The sequence below is a fragment of the Streptomyces sp. NPDC006510 genome, from assembly GCF_040611955.1.
GTDB lineage: Bacteria > Actinomycetota > Actinomycetes > Streptomycetales > Streptomycetaceae > Streptomyces.
On record NZ_JBEXPH010000029.1, the window covers coordinates 1 to 19,359 of the forward strand.

16 protein-coding genes and 1 pseudogene are annotated in these 19,359 nt (G+C 71.5%); 9 read left to right on the top strand and 8 right to left on the bottom strand.

What is annotated here, in order from left to right; genetic code table 11:
• Both ABZY11_RS12225 and ABZY11_RS12230 read right to left on the bottom strand, forming a co-directional pair.
• Positions 1 to 167: pseudogene (locus tag ABZY11_RS12225) on the bottom strand (methylmalonyl Co-A mutase-associated GTPase MeaB); the annotation flags it as partial.
• 50 nt (positions 168 to 217) lie between these two features.
• The gene (locus ABZY11_RS12230; protein WP_356479062.1) at positions 218 to 1,420 is read right to left on the bottom strand and encodes an acetyl-CoA C-acetyltransferase; all 1,203 of its coding nucleotides are present in this window, start codon (positions 1,418 to 1,420) and stop codon (positions 218 to 220) included.
• A gap of 136 nt (positions 1,421 to 1,556) precedes the next feature.
• Between ABZY11_RS12230 and mce the strand changes: the two genes are divergently transcribed.
• The 7 genes from mce (at position 1,557) to ABZY11_RS12265 (ending at position 11,247) form a co-directional block, all read left to right on the top strand.
• A complete protein-coding gene (gene mce, locus ABZY11_RS12235) occupies positions 1,557 to 1,985 on the top strand; it encodes a methylmalonyl-CoA epimerase (protein ID WP_093544046.1) in 429 nt (142 codons plus the stop codon).
• Between the two features lie 165 nt (positions 1,986 to 2,150).
• Positions 2,151 to 6,044: a polarized growth protein Scy gene (gene scy, locus ABZY11_RS12240; RefSeq protein WP_356479063.1), complete on the top strand. Its 3,894-nt coding sequence runs from the start codon at positions 2,151 to 2,153 to the stop codon at positions 6,042 to 6,044.
• Positions 6,045 to 6,228: 184 nt separating this feature from the next.
• Complete coding sequence (locus ABZY11_RS12245) at positions 6,229 to 7,167, top strand: cellulose-binding protein (protein WP_072486740.1); 939 nt, start codon at positions 6,229 to 6,231, stop codon at positions 7,165 to 7,167.
• Positions 7,168 to 7,252: 85 nt separating this feature from the next.
• Positions 7,253 to 8,263, top strand: a complete 1,011-nt coding sequence (locus tag ABZY11_RS12250; RefSeq protein ID WP_356479064.1) for an ATP-binding cassette domain-containing protein — start codon at positions 7,253 to 7,255, stop codon at positions 8,261 to 8,263.
• A gap of 5 nt (positions 8,264 to 8,268) precedes the next feature.
• Positions 8,269 to 9,048, top strand: a complete 780-nt coding sequence (locus tag ABZY11_RS12255; RefSeq protein WP_356479065.1) for an ABC transporter permease — start codon at positions 8,269 to 8,271, stop codon at positions 9,046 to 9,048.
• Between the two features lie 205 nt (positions 9,049 to 9,253).
• Positions 9,254 to 10,378 carry an ATP-binding cassette domain-containing protein gene (locus tag ABZY11_RS12260; protein WP_356479066.1) on the top strand — a complete coding sequence of 375 codons (1,125 nt, stop codon included), beginning with the start codon at positions 9,254 to 9,256 and terminating at the stop codon, positions 10,376 to 10,378.
• Positions 10,375 to 11,247, top strand: coding sequence for an ABC transporter permease subunit (locus ABZY11_RS12265; protein WP_356479067.1), 873 nt, complete (start codon positions 10,375 to 10,377; stop codon positions 11,245 to 11,247). The genes ABZY11_RS12260 and ABZY11_RS12265 overlap by 4 nt, the downstream gene beginning before the upstream one ends.
• Before the next feature lie 21 nt (positions 11,248 to 11,268).
• Here ABZY11_RS12265 and ABZY11_RS12270 read toward each other — a convergent pair whose 3' ends face one another.
• Positions 11,269 to 11,598 carry an ATP/GTP-binding protein gene (locus ABZY11_RS12270; RefSeq protein WP_326767869.1) on the bottom strand — a complete coding sequence of 110 codons (330 nt, stop codon included), beginning with the start codon at positions 11,596 to 11,598 and terminating at the stop codon, positions 11,269 to 11,271.
• 213 nt (positions 11,599 to 11,811) lie between these two features.
• On the opposite strand from ABZY11_RS12270, the gene ABZY11_RS12275 reads away from it, so the two are divergent.
• Complete coding sequence (locus ABZY11_RS12275) at positions 11,812 to 12,855, top strand: LLM class flavin-dependent oxidoreductase (protein WP_356479068.1); 1,044 nt, start codon at positions 11,812 to 11,814, stop codon at positions 12,853 to 12,855.
• 114 nt (positions 12,856 to 12,969) lie between these two features.
• Here the strand turns inward: ABZY11_RS12275 and ABZY11_RS12280 are convergent, their stop codons facing one another.
• Positions 12,970 to 13,362: an SCO5389 family protein gene (locus ABZY11_RS12280; protein ID WP_326767867.1), complete on the bottom strand. Its 393-nt coding sequence runs from the start codon at positions 13,360 to 13,362 to the stop codon at positions 12,970 to 12,972.
• A gap of 270 nt (positions 13,363 to 13,632) precedes the next feature.
• Here ABZY11_RS12280 and nucS point away from each other — a divergent pair, with 270 nt between their 5' ends.
• Positions 13,633 to 14,304, top strand: coding sequence for an endonuclease NucS (gene nucS / locus ABZY11_RS12285; RefSeq protein ID WP_356479069.1), 672 nt, complete (start codon positions 13,633 to 13,635; stop codon positions 14,302 to 14,304).
• A gap of 80 nt (positions 14,305 to 14,384) precedes the next feature.
• Here the strand turns inward: nucS and ABZY11_RS12290 are convergent, their stop codons facing one another.
• The 4 genes from ABZY11_RS12290 to ABZY11_RS12305 all read right to left on the bottom strand — a co-directional run bounded on the left by ABZY11_RS12290 (position 14,385) and on the right by ABZY11_RS12305 (position 19,349).
• On the bottom strand, positions 14,385 to 16,874 hold the full coding sequence (locus tag ABZY11_RS12290) for an ATP-binding protein (protein ID WP_356479070.1): 2,490 nt from the start codon (positions 16,872 to 16,874) through the stop codon (positions 14,385 to 14,387).
• A 260-nt stretch (positions 16,875 to 17,134) separates the two neighbouring features.
• Positions 17,135 to 17,458 (bottom strand): STAS domain-containing protein, encoded by a 324-nt coding sequence (locus ABZY11_RS12295; protein ID WP_072486732.1) that lies wholly within the window; start codon positions 17,456 to 17,458, stop codon positions 17,135 to 17,137.
• 235 nt (positions 17,459 to 17,693) lie between these two features.
• A complete protein-coding gene (locus tag ABZY11_RS12300) occupies positions 17,694 to 18,542 on the bottom strand; it encodes a 3-hydroxyacyl-CoA dehydrogenase family protein (protein WP_356479071.1) in 849 nt (282 codons plus the stop codon).
• Positions 18,543 to 18,707: 165 nt separating this feature from the next.
• A complete protein-coding gene (locus ABZY11_RS12305; RefSeq protein WP_356479072.1) occupies positions 18,708 to 19,349 on the bottom strand; it encodes a TetR/AcrR family transcriptional regulator in 642 nt (213 codons plus the stop codon).
• Positions 19,350 to 19,359 lie beyond the last annotated feature (10 nt).

The window sequence follows — 19,359 nt, forward strand, 5'->3', positions numbered from 1 at the left end:
GGCGACCCGGTCAGGCCGACGACGTACGCGGTGCCGGGCAGCGGCGCCAGGGCCGCCATCACCTCGCGCAGCTCCGGCGACGCCCCCTCCACCAGGGAGATGAGCCGGGCCACGGCCCGCGGCCGGCCCGCACGTGCCTGCTCGACCAGGGTGGGGACGTCCACCATCACCGCTCCGTTCACTCGCTGCGTGCTCTGTCCGTACCGCGTACTGCCTGTTACTTGCCCGGAACGCGGATGATCAGTGCGTCGCCCTGACCGCCGCCGCCGCACAGCGCCGCCGCACCGGTGCCGCCGCCGCGCCGCTTCAGCTCCAGCGCCAGGTGCAGCACCACCCGGGCGCCGGACATGCCGATCGGGTGGCCCAGCGCGATGGCGCCGCCGTTGACGTTCACCTTGTCCGGGGTGACGCCGAGGTCCTTCATCGACTGGACGGCGACCGCGGCGAACGCCTCGTTGATCTCGATGAGGTCGAGGTCCGCCACCTCCAGGCCCTCCTTCTTGAGGGCGTGCTTGATGGCGTTGGAGGGCTGCGACTGGAGCGAGTTGTCCGGGCCCGCCACATTGCCGTGGGCGCCGATCTCGGCGATCCAGTCCAGGCCCAGCTCCTCGGCCTTGGCCCTGCTCATGACGACGACCGCGGCCGCACCGTCGGAGATCTGCGAGGAGGTGCCCGCGGTGATCGTGCCGTCCTTGGCGAACGCGGGGCGCAGCTTGCCGAGGGACTCCACGGTCGTCTCGGGGCGGATGCCCTCGTCCTTGGCGAAGAGGACCGGGTCGCCCTTGCGCTGCGGGATCTCGACGGGGGTGATCTCGGCCTCGAAGAGTCCGTTCTTCTGGGCCGCGGCGGCACGCTGGTGCGAGAGGGCGCCGATCTCGTCCTGGTCGGCGCGGCTCAGGCCGAGGCGGGTGTTGTGCTTCTCGGTGGATTCGCCCATCGGGATGTTCTCGTAGGCGTCGGTCAGACCGTCGTACGCCATCGAGTCGAGCATCTCGATCGCGCCGTACTTGTGGCCCTCGCGGGACTTCGGGAGCAGGTGCGGGGCGTTCGTCATGGACTCCTGGCCGCCGGCGACGACGACGTCGAACTCACCGGCGCGGATCAGCTGGTCGGCGAGCGCGATCGCGTCGAGCCCGGACAGACACACCTTGTTCACGGTGAGCGCGGGAACGTTCATCGGGATGCCCGCCTTGACCGCGGCCTGGCGTGCCGGGATCTGGCCCGCACCGGCCTGCAGCACCTGGCCCATGATCACGTACTCGACCTGGTCGCCGCCGATGCCGGCCCGGTCCAGCGCGGCCTTGATGGCGAAGCCGCCGAGGTCGGCGCCGGAGAAGCTCTTCAGCGAGCCGAGGAGGCGGCCCATGGGCGTACGCGCGCCCGCGACGATCACTGAGGTGGTACCGGTCGTTCCAGACATGAGGGGCGCCCCTTGTGATGAGAGGAGTGAACGAGGGTTTACTTGAATGTACTGAGCGGTACCTCGCCCGTCATCCGGCAGCGGGTGTGACGGCGCGCACGTTGCGTAACCATCCGTGTCGCGCTGCACTGATTCCATGCTGACGCGAATCGATCACATCGGGATCGCCTGTTTCGACCTCGACAGGACCGTCGAGTTCTACCGCTCGACCTACGGGTTCGAGGTGTTCCACTCCGAGATCAACGAGGAGCAGGGCGTACGCGAGGCCATGCTCAAGATCAACGATACGTCCGACGGCGGCGCTTCCTACCTCCAGCTCCTGGAGCCGACCCGGGAGGACTCCGCGGTGGGCAAGTGGCTGGCGAAGAACGGCGAAGGCGTCCACCACATCGCCTTCGGCACCGCGGATGTCGACGCCGACTCCGCCGACATCCGGGAGAAGGGGGTCAGGGTGCTCTACGAGGAGCCGAGGACCGGATCGATGGGGTCCCGGATCACCTTCCTGCACCCCAAGGACTGCCACGGCGTCCTCACCGAACTGGTCACCTCCGCAGCGGAGCACTGACCCGGCGGATACCCGGCCCGGTAGAGTGGGCTGCTCCGGGCCGGGGCCGGGTCGGGGCCGCGCCGCGTCCCCAGCCGTTGATCTGTCACCATTCCCCGGGGGACCGTTCACCGGTGAACGGTACTCGTTGGAGAGTTGCGACCAGGGGACGGATGGGACCGCGCAGTGCGGGGCTACGAACGCCAGGAGAGCCACCGAGCTGACGACGACCACCTCTCGCGGTTCGAAGCCGAGATGGACCGGCTGAAGACCGACCGGGAGAAGGCCGTCCAGCACGCCGAGGACCTCGGTTACCAGGTCGAGGTCTTGCGCGCCAAGCTGCACGAGGCTCGGCGCAATCTCGCGACCCGTCCCGCGTACGACAGCGCGGACATCGGCTATCAGGCCGAGCAGTTGCTCCGTAATGCCCAGATCCAGGCGGAGCAGCTGCGGACCGACGCCGAGCGGGAGCTCCGCGACGCCCGTGCGCAGACGCAGCGGATCCTTCAGGAGCACGCCGAGCACCAGGCACGGCTCCAGGCCGAGCTGCACAACGAGGCGGTGCAGCGGCGCCAGCGGCTCGACCAGGAGCTGGCGGAGCGCCGCCAGACCGTCGAGTCCCACGTCAACGAGAACGTCGCCTGGGCCGAGCAGCTCAGGGCCAGGACGGAGTCCCAGGCCCGGCGGCTGCTGGAGGAGTCGCGGGCCGAGGCCGAGCAGTCCCTGGCGGCCGCGCGCGCCGAGGCGAGCCGGCTGGCGGAGGAGACCCGGCAGCGGCTCGGTTCCGAGGCGGAGACGGCCCGGACCGAGGCCGAGGCGATCCTGCTGCGCGCCCGCAAGGACGCCGAACGGCTGCTGGACGCCGCCTCCAGCCAGGCGCAGGAGGCCACCAGCCACGCCGAGCGGCTGCGTACGTCCACGTCGGCCGAGACCGAGCTGACCCGGCAGCAGACCGCCGAGCTGAACCGGGCCGCCGAGCAGCGCATGCAGGAGGCCGAGACCCGGCTGCGCGAGGCCCGGCTGGAGGCCGAGAAGGTCACCGCCGAGGCGAAGGAGGCCGCGGTCAAGCGGCTGGCCGCCGCCGAGTCGCAGAACGAGCAGCGCACCCGCACGGCCAAGTCGGAGATCGCCCGGCTGGTCGGCGAGGCGACCAAGGACGCCGAGACGCTCAAGGCGGAGGCCGAGCAGGCGCTCGCCGACGCGCGGGCCGAGGCGGACCGGCTGAAGTCCGAGGCGACCGAGAAGGCCCGCACGGCCGCAGCCGAGGACACCGCGGCCCAGCTCGCCAAGGCCGCCAGGAGCGCCGAGGAGGTGCTGACCAAGGCGTCCGAGGACGCACAGTCCACCACCAGGGCGGCGAGCGAGGAGGCCGACCGGATCCGCCGCGAGGCGGAGGCCGAGGCGGACCGGCTGCGCGGCGAGGCCGCCGAGCAGGCCGATCAGCTCAAGGGTGCGGCCAAGGACGACACCAAGGAGTACCGGGCCAAGACGGTCGAGCTCCAGGAGGAGGCCCGCAGGCTGCGCGGCGAGGCCGAGCAGCTGCGCTCCGAGGCGGTCGCCGAGGGCGAGCGGATCCGCGGCGAGGCCCGCCGCGAGGCCGTCCAGCAGATCGAGGAGGGCGCGAAGACCGCCGAGGAGCTGCTGGCCAAGGCGAAGGCGGACGCGGAGGAGCTGCGCTCCACCGCGGGCACCGAGAGCGAGCGGGTCCGCACCGAGGCGGCCGAGCGGGCCGGCGCGCTGCGCAAGCAGGCCGAGGAGGCTCTGGAGCGCGCCCGCGCCGAGGCCGAGCAGCTGCGTACCGACTCCGAGGAGCAGGCCGGCGCGACCACCACCGCGGCCGAGCGGGCGGCGGCGGAGCTGCGCGAGGAGACCGAGCGCGCGGTCGCCGCCCGGCAGGCGGAGACGACCGAGGAGTTGACCCGGCTGCATGGCGAGGCCGAGACCCGGGTCGCCGCCGCCGAGCAGGCGCTCACCGACGCGCGCGCCGAGGCGGAGCGCATCCGGCGCGAGACGAACGAGGAGTCCGAGCGGCTGCGCGCGGAGGCCGCCGAGCGGATCCGGACGCTGCGGGAGCAGGCGGAGACCGAGGCGGAGCGGCTGCGTGACGAGGCCGCGGCGGATGCGTCGCAGTCGCGTGCGGAGGGCGAGTCCGTCGCCGTACGGCTGCGCTCCGAGGCGGCCGCCGAGGCCGAGCGGCTCAAGTCCGAGGCGCAGGAGAGCGCCGACCGGGTGCGGTCCGAGGCCGCCGCCGCCGCGGAGCGGGTGGGCACGGAGGCCGCCGAGGCGCTGGCCGCCGCCCAGGAGGAGGCCAACCGGCGCCGCCGGGAGTCCGAGGAGACCCTCGACGCGGCGCGCACCGAGGCGAACCAGGAGCGCGAGCGGGCCCGTGAGCAGAGCGAGGAGCTGCTCGCCTCCGCCCGAAAGCGGGTCGAGCAGGCGCAGGCCGAGGCGCAGCGTCTGGTCGAGGAGGCGGACAGCCGGGCGACCGAGCTGGTCTCCGCGGCCGAGCAGACCGCCCAGCAGGTACGGGATTCGGTCAGCGGGCTGCAGGAGCAGGCCGAGGCGGAGATCGCCGGGCTGCGCTCGACCGCCGAGCATGTCGCGGAGCGGACGAAGTCCGAGGCGCAGGAGGAGGCGGACCGGGTCCGCACCGACGCGCACGCCGAGCGGGAGCGGGCCGGCGAGGACGCGTCCCGGATCCGCCGGGAGGCACAGGAGGAGTCCGAGGCCGCGAAGGCGATGGCCGAGCGGACCGTCGCCGACGCGATCGCCGAGTCGGAGCGGCTGCGGGCGGACACCGCCGAGTACAGCCAGCGGATGCGTACCGAGGCCTCCGACGCGCTGGCCTCGGCCGAGCAGGACGCCGCGCGCAGCCGCGCCGAGGCCCGCGAGGACGCCAACCGGATGCGTTCCGACGCCGCGGCCCAGGCCGACCGGCTGGTGGGCGAGGCGACGAGCGAGGCCGAGCGGATCGGCAGGGAGTCGACGCAGCAGGCCACCGCGCTCGTCGAAGAGGCGACGCAGCGGGCCACCGCGCTCGTCGAAGAGGCGACGCAGCGGGCCACCGCGCTCGTCGACGAGGCGAAGCAGCAGGCGGCCCGGCTGTCGGACGAGGCCGCGGACGAGGCCGAGCGGCTGCGTGCGGAGGCGGCGGCCACCGTCGGCTCGGCGCAGGAGCACGCGGCCCGCACCCGCGAGGAGTCGGAGCGGGTGCGCGCCGAGGCGGAGTCGGCGGCCGAGCAGATGCGCGCGGAGGCCCGCCAGGAGGCGGACCGGCTGCTCGACGAGGCCCGGGAGGCCGCGGCGAAGCGCCGGGCCGATGCGGCGGAGCAGGCCGATCAGCTCATCAACAAGGCCCAGGAGGAGGCGCTGCGCGCCGCCACCGAGGCCGAGGAACAGGCCGACACGATGGTCGGCGCGGCCCGCAAGGAGGCCGTGCGGATCACCTCGGAGGCGACCGTCGAGGGCAACTCCCTGGTGGAGCGGGCCCGTACGGACGCGGACGAGCTGCTGGTCGGCGCACGCCGGGACGCCACGGCGATCCGGGAGCGGGCCGAGGAGCTGCGGACCCGGATCGAGGGCGAGATCGAGGAACTGCACGACCGGGCCCGGCGGGAGACGTCCGAGCAGATGAAGACGGCGGGCGAGCGCGTCGACAACCTGATGAAGGCGGCGACGGAACAGCGCGACGAGGCGGCCGCCAAGGCCAAGGAGCTGCTGGCGGACGCCAATTCGGAGGCGAGCAAGGTCCGGATCGCCGCGGTGAAGCGGGCCGAGTCGCTGCTGAAGGAGGCCGAGCAGAAGAAGGCCACGCTGGTCCGCGAGGCCGAGAAGCTGCGGGCCGACGCCGAGGCCGAGGCGAAGCGCACGGTCGACGAGGGCAAGCGCGAGCTCGATCTGCTGGTGCGCCGACGCGCGGACATCAACACCGAGATCTCCCGCGTCCAGGACGTGCTGGAGGCCTTGGAGTCCTTCGAGACGCCGACGGGCGGTGGCAAGGGCTCGGGCGGTTCCTCCGGTAGCGTCAAGGCCGGGGCCGCGGCGGGCACTCGATCGAGTGGCAAGTCGTCCGAGGGGTAGTCACCTTGTCAGTTCCCGTGCTGCGACAGGAACGTTCAACCCTCCGAGTGGCAAGAGTTGCGGGGGTCAGCCACTCAAAAGAGGTGTCATTCTCCAGACCAAAAGGGCATCCGCTCGATGACACGCCGTTCCGGCCCCTAGGATTCCCCCTAACACCTCACCGGTCTCATTCGACAGGAACCCCATGAGCGACCCTTCCTCCCCCTTCGGCTTCGAGCTCGTGCGACGTGGATACGACCGCGGTCAGGTGGATGACCGCATTACCAAGCTCGTCGCCGACCGTGATAGTGCCCTGACCCGCATCACGTCGCTGGAAAAGCGCATCGAGGAGCTCCACCTCGAAACGCAGAACGCCCAGGCCCAGGTGAACGACGCGGAGCCGTCGTACGCCGGTCTCGGCGCGCGGGTGGAGAAGATCCTCCGCCTGGCCGAGGAGGAGGCGAAGGACCTGCGCGAGGAGGCCCGTCGCGCCGCCGAGCAGCACCGTGAGCTCGCCGAGTCGGCCGCCCAGCAGGTGCGCAACGACGCCGAGACGTTCGCCGCCGAGCGCAAGGCGAAGGCCGAGGACGAGGGCGTCCGGATCGTCGAGAAGGCCAAGGGTGAGGCCGGCTCGCTGCGCACGGAGGCGCAGAAGGACGCCGCGCAGAAGCGCGAGGAGGCCGATGCCCTCTTCGAGGAGACCCGCGCCAAGGCCGCTCAGGCCGCCGCGGACTTCGAGACCAACCTGGCCAAGCGCCGCGACCAGTCGGAGCGCGACCTCGCGTCCCGTCAGGCCAAGGCCGAGAAGCGTCTCGCCGAGATCGAGCACCGCGCCGAGCAGCTCCGCCTGGAGGCCGAGAAGCTCCGTACGGACGCCGAGCGCCGGGCCCGTCAGACGGTCGAGACCGCACAGCGCCAGTCCGAGGACATCGTGGCCGACGCGAACGCCAAGGCCGACCGGATCCGCAGCGAATCGGAGCGCGAGCTGGCGGCACTCACCAACCGCCGCGACTCGATCAACGCTCAGCTGACCAACGTCCGCGAGATGCTGGCCACGCTGACCGGTGCCGCGGTCGCCGCGGCCGGCACCCCCGCCGACGACGAGCCGGTCACCCGTGGTGTCCCGGCTCAGCAGGGCCGCTGACCCCGAGTACGTCAGCTGTACCCCTTGCGCGCCCGGTTCCGCCCTTGTGGTGGCGCCGGGCGCGCGGCCGTTCTAGCGTGAACGCATGATCGAGCTCGATGGTCTCACCAAGCGCTTTGGCAACAAGGTTGCCGTCGACCGGCTCTCCTGCCGGGTCAGACCCGGAATGGTGACGGGCTTTCTGGGGCCCAACGGGGCGGGCAAGTCCACGACGATGCGGATGATGCTCGATCTCGACAACCCGACCAGCGGTTCGGTGCGCATCGACGGCAAGCACTATCGCGATCTGGAAGAACCCCTCAAGTACATCGGGGCGCTGCTGGACGCCAAGTCGATGCACGGCGGACGCAGCGCGTACAACAATCTGCTCTGTCTCGCGCAGAGCAATCGCATCCCCGAGAGCCGGGTCGCGGAGGTGCTGGACACCGTCGGTCTGACCGCGGTGACGAAGAAGAAGTCGAAGGGGTTCTCCCTCGGCATGGGCCAGCGGCTCGGCATCGCGGCGGCGCTGCTCGGCGACCCGCAGGTGCTGCTCTTCGACGAACCGGTCAACGGTCTGGACCCCGAGGGCATCCACTGGATCCGCAATCTGATGAAGGCGCTCGCGGCGGAAGGCCGGACGATCTTCGTCTCCTCGCATCTGATGAGCGAAATGGCCCTCACCGCCGACCACTTGATCGTGATCGGCCAGGGCAGGCTGCTCGCCGACACATCGATGGCCGACTTCATCCATCAGAACTCCCGCAGCTATGTGCGGCTGCGCTCGCCGCAGCAGGAGCGGCTGCGTGACGTGCTGCACGAGGCGGGTCTGATCGTGGTCGAGACGGGGGGCGGCACGCTGGAGATCGACGGCGCCACGACCGAAGCACTGGGCGAGCTCGCCGCGCAGCACCAGATCGTGCTGCACGAGCTGAGTGCCCAACGGGCCTCCCTGGAGGAAGCGTTCATGCAGATGACGGCGGACTCGGTGGAGTACCACGCGCACTCCGACCACGCCGCGGCGCCACCGCCCACGGGCCCGCAGTGGGGCGATCAGTGGAACCAGCGGACCGGCGGCGGACCGGTCGGCCCCACCGACACCGGCCAGGGGGTGTGACGACGATGGCATCGGTACCCGCGGTCCTGACCTCCGAGTGGACCAAGATCCGTACGGTCTCCTCGACCGTCTGGACGCTGATCTCCGCGTTCGTCGTCACCGTCGCGATGAGCGCGGCGCTCTGCGCCCTGATGAACTCCCAGTTCGACGACCTCCCGGTGGCGGAGCGCGCCACCTTCGACCCGACCCTGATCAGCTTCTCCGGCATGGTCCTCGGCCAGCTGGCCATGGTCGTCTTCGGGGTGCTGGTGGTCGGTACGGAGTACAGCTCCGGCATGATCCGCACCTCGCTGGCGGCCGTGCCCCAGCGCGGTTCGTTCCTGTTCAGCAAGGTCGCGGTGGCCGGTGTGCTGGCCCTGGTGGTCGGCATCGCGACCAGCTTCGTCTCGTTCTTCCTCGGGCAGGCCCTGCTCGGCGACCACCGCACGGACATCGGCGCGGACAATGTCCTGCGCGCGGTCGTCGGCGGCGGCATCTACATGGGGCTGATCGGGATCTTCTCCATGGGTGTGGCGACGATGCTGCGCAGCTCCATGCTGTCGCTCGGCATTCTGATGCCGTTCTTCTTCCTGGTCTCCCAGATCCTGTCGGCGGTGCCGGGGGCGGAGCAGGTCGCCCGTTACTTCCCCGACCAGGCCGGGTCCAAGATCATGCAGGTGGTTCCCGACGCCATGAACAGCAATCCGGCTCCGTACGGGCCGTGGGGAGGGCTCGGGATTCTGGTCGCCTGGGTGGCGGCCGCGCTGCTCGGCGGCTACCTGGTACTCAAGAAGCGGGACGCGTGACCGCTCGCGGAGCGCGGGCGGAGGACCGGCGGGCGGTGCGTCCGACCTGCACGGAAGCCTTCCGTCCGGTCCGCCGCGACGCGGCGCGGATCCGCAACGGCTTGGCCGGAACCGTCAATGCCTGGATATCCTCCTAACTCTTACGGGGGCGTGCGGCCGCTCGGCCTGGGCCCCGACGACAGATGTGAGTCGATGGGGCTGGAGCATGATCGAGGCAGTCGGCCTGACCAAGCGCTACGGCGCGAAGACGGCCGTGTACAACCTTTCCTTCCAGGTGCGGCCGGGCGCCGTCACCGGATTCCTCGGTCCCAACGGGTCGGGCAAGTCCACCACCATGCGCATGATCCTGGGCCTGGATCAGCCGACCTCCGGCCATGTGACGATCGGTGGCCACCCCTTCCGCAGCCTGCCGAACGCCCCGCGCCAGGTCGGTGCGCTGCTGGACGCGAAGGCGGTGCACGGCGGGCGCAGCGCCCGTAACCACCTCCTCTCGCTGGCCCAGCTCGCCGGTATCCCGGCCGCCCGGGTCGACGAGGTGCTCGGAGTCGTCGGTCTCCAGGACGTCGCGCGGAAGCGGTCCAAGGGGTTCTCGCTCGGCATGGGCCAGCGGCTCGGCATCGCGGCGGCGCTGCTCGGCGACCCGCAGGTGCTGCTCTTCGACGAACCGGTCAACGGTCTGGACCCCGAGGGCATCCTCTGGGTCCGCAATCTGATGAAGATGCTGGCGTCCGAGGGGCGTACGGTCTTCGTCTCCAGCCATCTGATGAGCGAGATGGCGCTCACCGCCGACCATCTGATCGTGATCGGCCGGGGGCAGCTGCTCTCCGACATGAGCGTCAAGGACTTCATCTCGGCCAACTCGGCCGACTTCGCCCGGGTGCGGGTCGCGGACGGCGTCGCGGAGCAGCGCGAGAAGCTGACCGCCTCGCTCACCGAGGCGGGCGGACAGGTCATGTCCGAGCCGGACGGGGCCCTGCGGGTCACCGGGCTGCGGCTGCCGCGGATCAGCGATGTGGCGCACGAGGCGGACGTCCGGCTGTGGGAGCTCTCGCCGCACCAGGCCTCGCTGGAGGAGGCGTACATGCGGATGACCCAGGGCGCCGTGGACTATCGCTCGACGGCGGACCAGAAGGCGGGTCTGCAGCAGCCGGCGCCGCACGGGTACGCGCAGCCGGGGTACGGCGCGCCGCAGCCGCCGGCCCCGGAGCTGCCGCAGCAGAACTGGTACGCCCCGCCGCCGCCCGGACAGAACCCGTACGCGGGAGCCCCGGCCGAGCCCGCCGCCACCCCGGACCTGACCAAGCGCGACACCAGCGAGGACGCCCGATGACAACGCCGCCGACCCCGCAGGCGCCGTACCACCAGCAGGCCCCGGCCCCGCAGCAGAGCCCGCAGGCCGCACCGGCCGGTCTCTACGCCTCACCGATCCCGGTGCGCCGGGCCACCCTCGGCGACGCGATCGCCTCCGAATGGACCAAGATCCGCTCGGTGCGCTCCACGATGTGGACGCTCGGCGTGATGATCGTGCTGCTGCTCGGCATCGGGCTGCTGGCCGCGGTCACGGTCAACGCCGCCGATACCGATCTCGGCTCGACGCCGGTGCTCAGCCTCGGCTTCTTCGGGGTGCTGCTGGGCTCGATCTGTGTGATCACGCTCGGCGTGATGACCATCGCGTCGGAGTACGGCACGGGCATGATCCGTACGACGCTGACCGCCTGCCCCAGCCGTGCGCGGGTGCTGAGCGCGAAGGCGATCGTCTTCTTCCTGCTCACCTTCGTGATCACGACCGTGACGACCGCGCTGGTCGCGGTGTTGCAGACGGCGTTCATCGACAGCGCGGCGCCCAGTGGCGGCGACTGGCTGCGCGCGACGGTCGGTGTCGGCCTCTACACCGCGACGCTGGGCCTGCTCTCGCTCGCGGTCGGCGCTCTCATCCGGCACTCCGCCGGGGCGATCACGATCATGATCGGAGTGGTGCTGCTGCCGCTCGTGCTGGCCATGTTCATGTTCGCGGAGTCGCTCTCCGGCCTGCGGATGAAGCTCTTCGAGTACTCGATCCCCAGCCAGCTCAGCGCCTTCTACTCCACCTCGGTCGCCGATTCGGGACCGACCGGCTGGGACCCGCTGTGGATCATGCTCGGCGTCACGGCCGTGGCCATGCTCTGCGCGTTCGCCACCCTGGACCGCCGGGACGTCTGACCCGTCCCCGCCCGGAGGGGCTCAGTAGCGAGGCGCGTTCCTGGACCGCTGCACCTGTGTGGTGCGGCGGTCCTTCGCGTTCCAGCACGCCTTGTGCCAGTGCCTGCGGTCGTCGATCCCGCCGTACTCGGACCAGGCCACCAGATGCGGGACGCCGGACGGGATCTCCTGGTCGCAGCCGGGGCAGCGGTACCGCTTGCCCGCCGCGCTCGCGCCGCTCACCGGACGGACCGACCACTGCTCGCCCTGCCACTCCTCGGCACGCCCTCCACCGCCGTACCTGGCCCCCGGCTCCGCTGTGCTGTCGTGGGGACTCTCGCCGCCTCGGGGGCGGTTGCGGCGCGGGGACACGTGTACACCTCACAGGGTGGTCTGGGCAGTTCCCGTCCAGCGTAGGGCCATTTGGCCGACGCGGGCGTCCGGCGCCTCGCGGGGCGACGTACCGGGCGGGGTGAGTTACCGGAAAATCGCAACAACCTTGCCGGCGGACCGTGCCTTTGGCACGTGTCAGGCGTTGTTGCTCAATAGGGGAGAGCCGCGTCGGCCGCAAGGAGGCAATTGGCGATGCGTGTCGGAACGTTCGTACTGGCAGCCCAGTTTCCGGGGCAGGGGCCGGGGGAAGCGCTGCACCGCGCGATCCGGTCCACCGAGGTCGCGGAGGAATCCGGACTCGACTCGGTCTGGCTGGCAGAGCATCATTTCGTGCCGTACGGGGTCTGCCCGTCCGCCGTCACCCTGGCCGCGCTGCTGCTCGGCCGCACCCGCAGAATCCGGGTGGGCACGGCGGTGAGCGTGCTGCCGACCCAGCATCCGGTGGCGCTCGGCGAACAGGCCGCGCTGCTCCATCTCACCAGCGGCGGCCGATTCACCCTCGGCGTCGGCCGGGGCGGCCCCTGGGTGGATCTGGAGGTGTTCGGCGGGGGCCTGGAGGCGTACGAGAAGGGCTTCCCGGAGTCCCTGGAGCTGCTGCTCGACTGGCTGGGCGAGCCGCGGGTGGCCGGGCGCGGGGAGCGGTACGGCTTCCGCGAGGTCGCCGTGGTCCCCCGGGCCGACGAACTGCTCGCCGGGGACGGCGGCGAAAACCCCGGCGGCCCCGAGGTGGTCGTCGCGTGCACCTCTCCGAAGACGGTGAAGCTCGCCGCGGAGAAAGGCCTGCCGATGCTGCTCGGGATGCACTGCGGGGACCAGGAGAAGGCCGACATGGTCGCCCTGTGGCGCTCCACCGCGCTCGCCGCGGGTCGCTCGCCCGAGAGCGTCCGTGAGGCCGGGCACGTGTCCGCGGGGGTGGCCCAGATCGCCGACCGTCCCGAGGAGGCGGTGGAGATGCTCGTGAAGGCGATGCCGGGCTGGCTGCGCCAGGGACTGGACGCCCATGTGACGGTCGACGGCCGGCACCGGGTGATGCGCGATCCGGTCGCGTACACGGAGCTGCTGTGCGGCCTTCATCCGGTGGGCCCGCCCCGGCTCGCCGCCGACCGGCTCGCCGCCACCGCCGAGCGGACAGGCATCACCCGCTTCGCGCTCCTGGTGGAGGGATCGGGAGATCTGGCGGCCACGGAGGAGAACGTAGCGCTGCTGGGCACCGAAGTGCTCCCGCTGCTCACATGACGAGTCGTAAGAGGTACGGGCGCTGCCGCCCCGGAGCCAGGTGCACCGATGGGCGGCCCGGAACGGCAGCAGAGGCGTTCAGGGCCTGTCCGGCCGTTCAGGGCCGGACAGGGCCTAGCAGTCCCGTAGTTCGGGCGACTGGTTGAGCAACTGGCCCCGCACCGAGGTGAATCGGGCCAGACGCTCGTCGACCGAGGAGTCCAGCGGGAACACTGCGACGCGGTGGCAGTTCTGGAATGCCAGGCGCACCCCGAAGTGCCGCTGCAGCGCGCCGCGTATCGCATCACTCGCGAGCGCGCGCAGCAACTGACCACGTGCCTGTTCGTTGGGCGGCGGCGTCTGGTTGTCGGCGAACTCCCCGCCGTCGACCTTCAGTTGAGCCACCAACGAGCTGATCATCTCCCATGCGTAGGGCAGGGAGGTCCGGACGCAGTCGACGAAGTCGGCTTCGTCGACCTCGCCTCGCTCGGCCTGTTCCAACAGCGCCGGTGAGACGTCGAGCGACATGGGTTCTCCTCTCGCGACCCCGACGCCGGGCCGGGGCCTTACGGGCTGGGAAGGAGGACGGCGACGCAGCGTACACGGACGACGACCTCCTGCTTCCACGGTAAGGGTGCAGTCCTGGCCGCACCAGGAGATTGGGAACACAACCGGCCAATAACGAAGGGGCGCAAAGAGGGGCAAGCCCGAAAGGCACCCCTCGGACGCAAGCAGGGTGACGGGTGTGACAGGGGGAGAATCGCGTGGAGCACCCCTCGTCGAGTAGCGTTGCCGACCATGCGTCTCGTCATCGCCCGCTGCTCCGTGGACTACGCCGGCCGGCTCACGGCCCACCTGCCCTCCGCTCCCCGTCTGATCCTGGTGAAGGCGGACGGGAGCGTGTCGATCCACGCCGACGACAGGGCGTACAAACCCCTCAACTGGATGTCACCGCCGTGCACTCTGAAGGAGGGCACCGACGACACCGCGGGCATCTGGACCGTGGTGAACAAAGCGGGCGAGAAACTGATCATCACGATGGAGGAAGTCCTCCATGACTCGTCCCATGAGCTGGGTGTCGACCCGGGTCTCATCAAGGACGGCGTGGAAGCGCATCTGCAGGAACTGCTCGCCGACCGGATCGAGACGCTCGGCGAGGGCTACACCCTGATCCGCCGTGAGTACTTCACCGCCATCGGGCCGGTCGACATCCTGTGCCGGGACGCCGACGGCCGGACCGTCGCCGTGGAGCTGAAGCGGCGCGGCGACATCGACGGTGTGGAGCAGCTGACCCGCTATCTGGAGCTGCTCAACCGCGATCCGCACCTCGCTCCGGTGAAGGGCATCTTCGCGGCCCAGGAGATCAAGCCGCAGGCGCGGGTGCTGGCGACGGACCGCGGGATCGGCTGTGTCGTTCTCGACTACGACGCGCTGCGCGGCATCGAGGACGACAAGCTGCGGCTGTTCTGACCCTTCCCGCTCCCCCGCCCCCGGTCCCCGAACGCCGGACGTGTGTGTCACGTCCGGCGTTTCGTCGGTTCCGGGGCGGCTCAGGCCACCGTCGGGCTGCTGTCCGCACTCACCGCCGCCGATGAGGACGAGGAGGGCCCGCTCGCCGAGTCGGAGGTGTCGGGCGAGGACGGCTCGGGCTCGGTGGCCGTGTCCGTCGGGGTCGGGGATCCGGTGTCCGTCGGACTCGCGGTCGGGCTGGGCGACTTCGTCGGTGTGGACGACTTCGTGGGGCTGGTCGATTTGGTCGGCCGGTGCGACGACGGCTTGCCGCTGGACGGCGTGTCCGACGACGGAGTGTCGCTCGGTCCCGTGGGGTCCGTGGACGGCGTACCGCTGCTGCTCGGCGTGGGCTCGCCGCCGGACGGTCCGGGCGTCGCCGCGCTGCCGCTGGATGAGGCGGAGCCGGGCGTCGAGCCGTCCGCCGGGCTGTCGGCCGGGACTTCGTCCTCGCCGTCGTCCTGGCTCCGCGACTGCTCGGTCGTGACGTCCTGGTTCCCCTGGACGTCGTCGTCGCCGGAGGTCAGCCCCAGCGCGACGACGGTGCCGAGCACCCCGGTCAGGAGTACGCCCGCGGCCGTGGCGACCAGATTGCGCCGGGCCCCGGCGAACACCGCGAACCGGCCTCCCCGCGCTCCCCCGGCGGCCTTGGCGGCGCTCTGCCGCGAAATCACCGTGGGGGCGGCCTGGTACGGCCCCGACAGCGTCTGCGTCACGGACGGCGTCGCACGGGTGGGTGCCGACGGCGGCTCCTCGGTCCGCGGGACGGGCAGCTCGTCTCCCGGCGGGGTGAGGACGACGGGCAGCGGGCCGCCGGAACGGTCCGCGACCAGGGCGAGCGCGCGCCGTCCGGCCACCGCGCCGGACTTGTCGGCGAGCACACCGCGCATGCTGATCGAGGTCTCCAGCTCGGCCCTGGCCCGGTCCGGATTTCCGGCCAGGAGCGCGAGGACGCCCAACTCATGGTGGAAGTACGCCTCTTCGGCGACCTCCCCGGCAATCCTGGCCGCCTCCTGGCCGATCCGCAGCGCCCGCTCCCAGGCCCCCCAGTTCAGGCCCGCCGCGAAGGCCGGCGAGGCGCTGCGGGCCAGCAGCACGGCGACGCTGGTCTGCCCCGCCCCGTCGCCGGGCACCAGCTGCGCCATCGCCGCGACGACGGCGTCGCCCTCGGCCGTCACCCGCTCGGGGGTGACCGAGGGGTGACCGGCCCACCAGGCGTAGTGCTGGGCCGCGGTCCGCGCCCGGTCGGTGGCGTCCTCGCCGTATCCGGCGGCCTCCAGCTGGGTGACGACTCCGGCGGCGAGCCGGTAGCGGGGACCGGCCGGGGAGAGCAGCCCGCAGCCGGCCAGTTCACCGAGCGCGGCGTCCGCGTGGGTGTCCCCGATGAGCGCCGGCAGATGCGCCTGGTGCGGCACCTCGCCGCCGAGGGCCACCGCGAAGCGCAGGGTGTCGCGGGCGGGCCCGCTCAGCCGTGAGGCGAGCAGTGCGGCGGGGGCCGCGCCCTCCCCGAGGCTGGGCAGCGGGATGTGGACACCGTCGACGGCCTGGTCGTGCCCGAAGGGGACGTCCGCGGGCAGGCCGTCGCGGCCGCCGTACTCGCCGTAGGCATCGGGGTCGGTGCGCAGCAGGTCGCGCTGGCGCAGCAGGGCGCCCGCCTGGACGAAGCGCAGCGGCAGCCCCTCGGACTCGAACCAGAGGTCTCCCGCCCAGTTCGCCTCCTCGTCGGTGAGCGGACGCTCGACGGCCTGCTCCAGCAGGTCGACCGCGGCGCTGCGGCCGAGGCCCGCGAGGAAGACCTCTTCGAGGTGCGAGTCCGTGGTGGGCGCGGCGACTTCCGGAACCGTCGCGAACAGGAAGGCGCACTCCGGTGTCGCGTCGAGCAGCTCCTCCAGTGGGGCCCCGCCGAACTCCAGGTCGTCGAGCAGGACGACAGCCCCGATGCTGCGGACCTTTTCGAGCAGTCCGGCGCGGTCGGGGCGGTGCAGCGGTGCGTCGTGGACGGCCTCGAAGAGCCCGTACAGCAGGTCGGTGGCGGTCCGCTTGTAGCCGCTGAGCCGTACGACTCCGTCCGGTGCGAGGTCCGCGCAGTCGGCCGCGACGGCGTCCAGCAGTGCCGTACGGCCGGATCCGGCCGGTCCCGTGAGCCGCACCGAGCGGCCCTGGGCCAGCAGGCGCACCAGTCGTTCGCGCTCCTGCGCACGCTCCAGGAGCGGCAGTTGGGGAGCGGGCGGGCCCGGCGGTACGGGCGGCGCGGTGGCGCGTTCGCGGTCGGCGCGTCCGGCGGCGGTGCGCCGGGTGGGAGGGCCGGGCTGCTCCCCCGGCGGGCAGAGCTCGACCTCGCTGCCGTCGACCGGGTTGACGGTGAGGAGGTAGTCGCCCGATATGAGCCGGACGACCCGCGCCTGCGGCGGCGTCGGCTGACCGGGGTCCGGGGTCAGCTGGTCACGGGCCGGCCGCCTGCGGCCGGGCCCCTCACCGAAGCTGTCGTTGTCCCGGCCGTACTCTTCCGGTCCCCGGTGTGTCGGGTCCATCGCCAAAGCCCCCAGACGCGTCGCGCACGATTGCCCCTCCGGCCTCGCACGCCCCGCTGTCGCTTCCGGTCCGGTGTCCGCCCGGTGGGTTCGTCAATCGGCGGACGGGCCGAACCCTAGACCGTCGCACGGTGTCCCCGCACAGTCGGGGGGTCACGCCGTCCGAAGCGCACGCTCTCGTGCGGATTGTGTGCTTTCGGCCGCGGCGCACGACCGGCGGCCGTTCACCGGACCGGGCGCTCCGGCCGGTCGGAGGCTCGCTACACGCGTGGCAGCGAGTCCGCGGCGATTCCGCCCTCGATGGCCAGGATGCGGTGCAGCCGGGTCGCCACCAGCAGGCGCTGCATCTGCGGCGGCACGCCGCGGAGCACCAGTCGCCGCCCGGCCCGCCCGGCCCGGCGGTGTGCGCCCATGATGACGCCGAGTCCGGTGGCGTCCCAGGAATCCAGCTCGGTCAGGTCGAGCACCAGGTCGCCGACGCCGTCGTCGAGGGCCGAGTGCAGGGCCGTACGGGCGTCCGCCGCGCTTCGGACGTCGAGGCGGCCCCCGACGACCAGCTCGGCGTGGTCGCCCCTGATGTGCATATGCGCTCCCCTGAAATGCTCCGTAGCAAGGTTCGTCTGTCTGTTCTGTCTCTGCCACAACTGACTGCGGCAGCGACAGGGAAGTTGCCGTCTGTAAGCGAACCGATACCGAATTCACTCCGCGGAGTGACTGAGGCGCGGCGGGGCCCGCTCGGATCCACTGGCTCCGGGAGACTCCCCCCGGACCTCCGGGCCTGACCGACGGCAGATCAGGCGACCGGAGGACCGAAAACGATCAGTACGTGTAGAAGCCCTGCCCGCTCTTGCGGCCGATGTCACCTGCGTCCACCATCCGGCGCATCAGCTCCGGCGCGGCGAACTTCTCGTCCTGCGACTCGGTGTAGATGTTGCTCGTGGCGTGCAGCAGGATGTCGACGCCGGTCAGGTCCGCCGTGGCGAGCGGGCCCATGGCGTGGCCGAAGCCCAGCTTGCAGGCGATGTCGATGTCCTCGGCCGAGGCGACGCCCGACTCGTACAGCTTGGCGGCCTCGACGACGAGCGCCGAGATCAGCCGGGTGGTGACGAAGCCGGCCACGTCGCGGTTGACGACGATGCAGGTCTTGCCGACGGACTCGGCGAACTCCCGTGCGGTGGCGAGGGTTTCGTCGCTGGTCTTGTAGCCGCGGACGAGTTCGCAGAGCTGCATCATCGGGACCGGCGAGAAGAAGTGCACACCGACGACGCGCTCGGGGCGCTCCGTCACGGCCGCGATCTTGGTGATCGGGATGGCGGAGGTGTTGGAGGCGAGGACGGTGTCGTCCCGGACGATCTTGTCGAGGGCCCGGAAGATCTCGTGCTTGACCTCCAGCTTCTCGAAGACGGCCTCGACGACGACATCCGCGTCGGCGACCGCGTCGAGGTCGGTGGTGGTCGTGATGCGGGCGAGCGCGGCCTCGGCGTCGGCCGCCTCCAGCTTGCCCTTGGAGACGAACTTGTCGTACGAGGCCTTGATGCCGTCACGTCCACGGGCCAGGGCCTCGTCGGTGACGTCGCGCAGCACCACGTCCCAGCCCGCCTGGGCGGAGACCTGCGCGATGCCGGATCCCATGAGTCCGGCTCCGATGACGGCGAGCTTCCTGGCCACGTCTGCACCCCTTGGTTTCTGTTCGCCTCTGCAGCTGGTCCCTGCACGGCCGGTCTCAACGGTTGTTCATATGCTCTCCGGCGGAGATTAGTACCCGTGAGGGGCGCTGGGGCCGTGAAGAGATGCGCGTCACGTCTCACATGACGGACATCACACCGGCACACCTCATTCGGCGGCGCGTCGGGCGTAGTTGAGGACCTTTTCGCCGAGGAGGTCCTCGATCTCGTCGAGCAGGACGAGCGCGTCGCGCGAAACGTCGACCGCCTTGCGTCCGGCCAGCATCTCCCGGCTGACGCAGTCCACGAGGGCCCCCTCGATCCAGGCGAGCTGACCACCCACCAGACCCGGCAGCGGATCGTCCGCCGCAGCGCCCGTCTCCTCGCGGAGGGTCGTGACGACGGCGTCCAGGACCTCCCGCTGGAGGCGGCCGAGACGGGCCTGGAGCGTGGGCGCCTCCTCGACGACCCGCATGAAGTCGGCGAAGCCGTCCATCAGTCCGATCTCCGGCGACACCGCGACGACCAGGGCCCGCAGCTCCCGCAGCACCGCCTCGGCCGCCGACTCGCCCTTGTCGCGGGCGCGGACGAAACGGGCCACCCGCTGGGTGACACCGGTCATCCGGTCCAGGAAGAGGTCCTCCTTGGCGGGGAAGTAGTTGTAGACGGTGTTGACGGAGACGTCCGCCAGCTCGGCGATCTCGGCGACGGTCACCGTGACGAAACCGCGCTCCAGGAACAGCCCGGTCGCGAGGTCCGAGATGTGCTGCCTGGCCTGGCGCTTCTTGCGTTCCCTGAGTCCCTCAGCCATCCGTCCATCG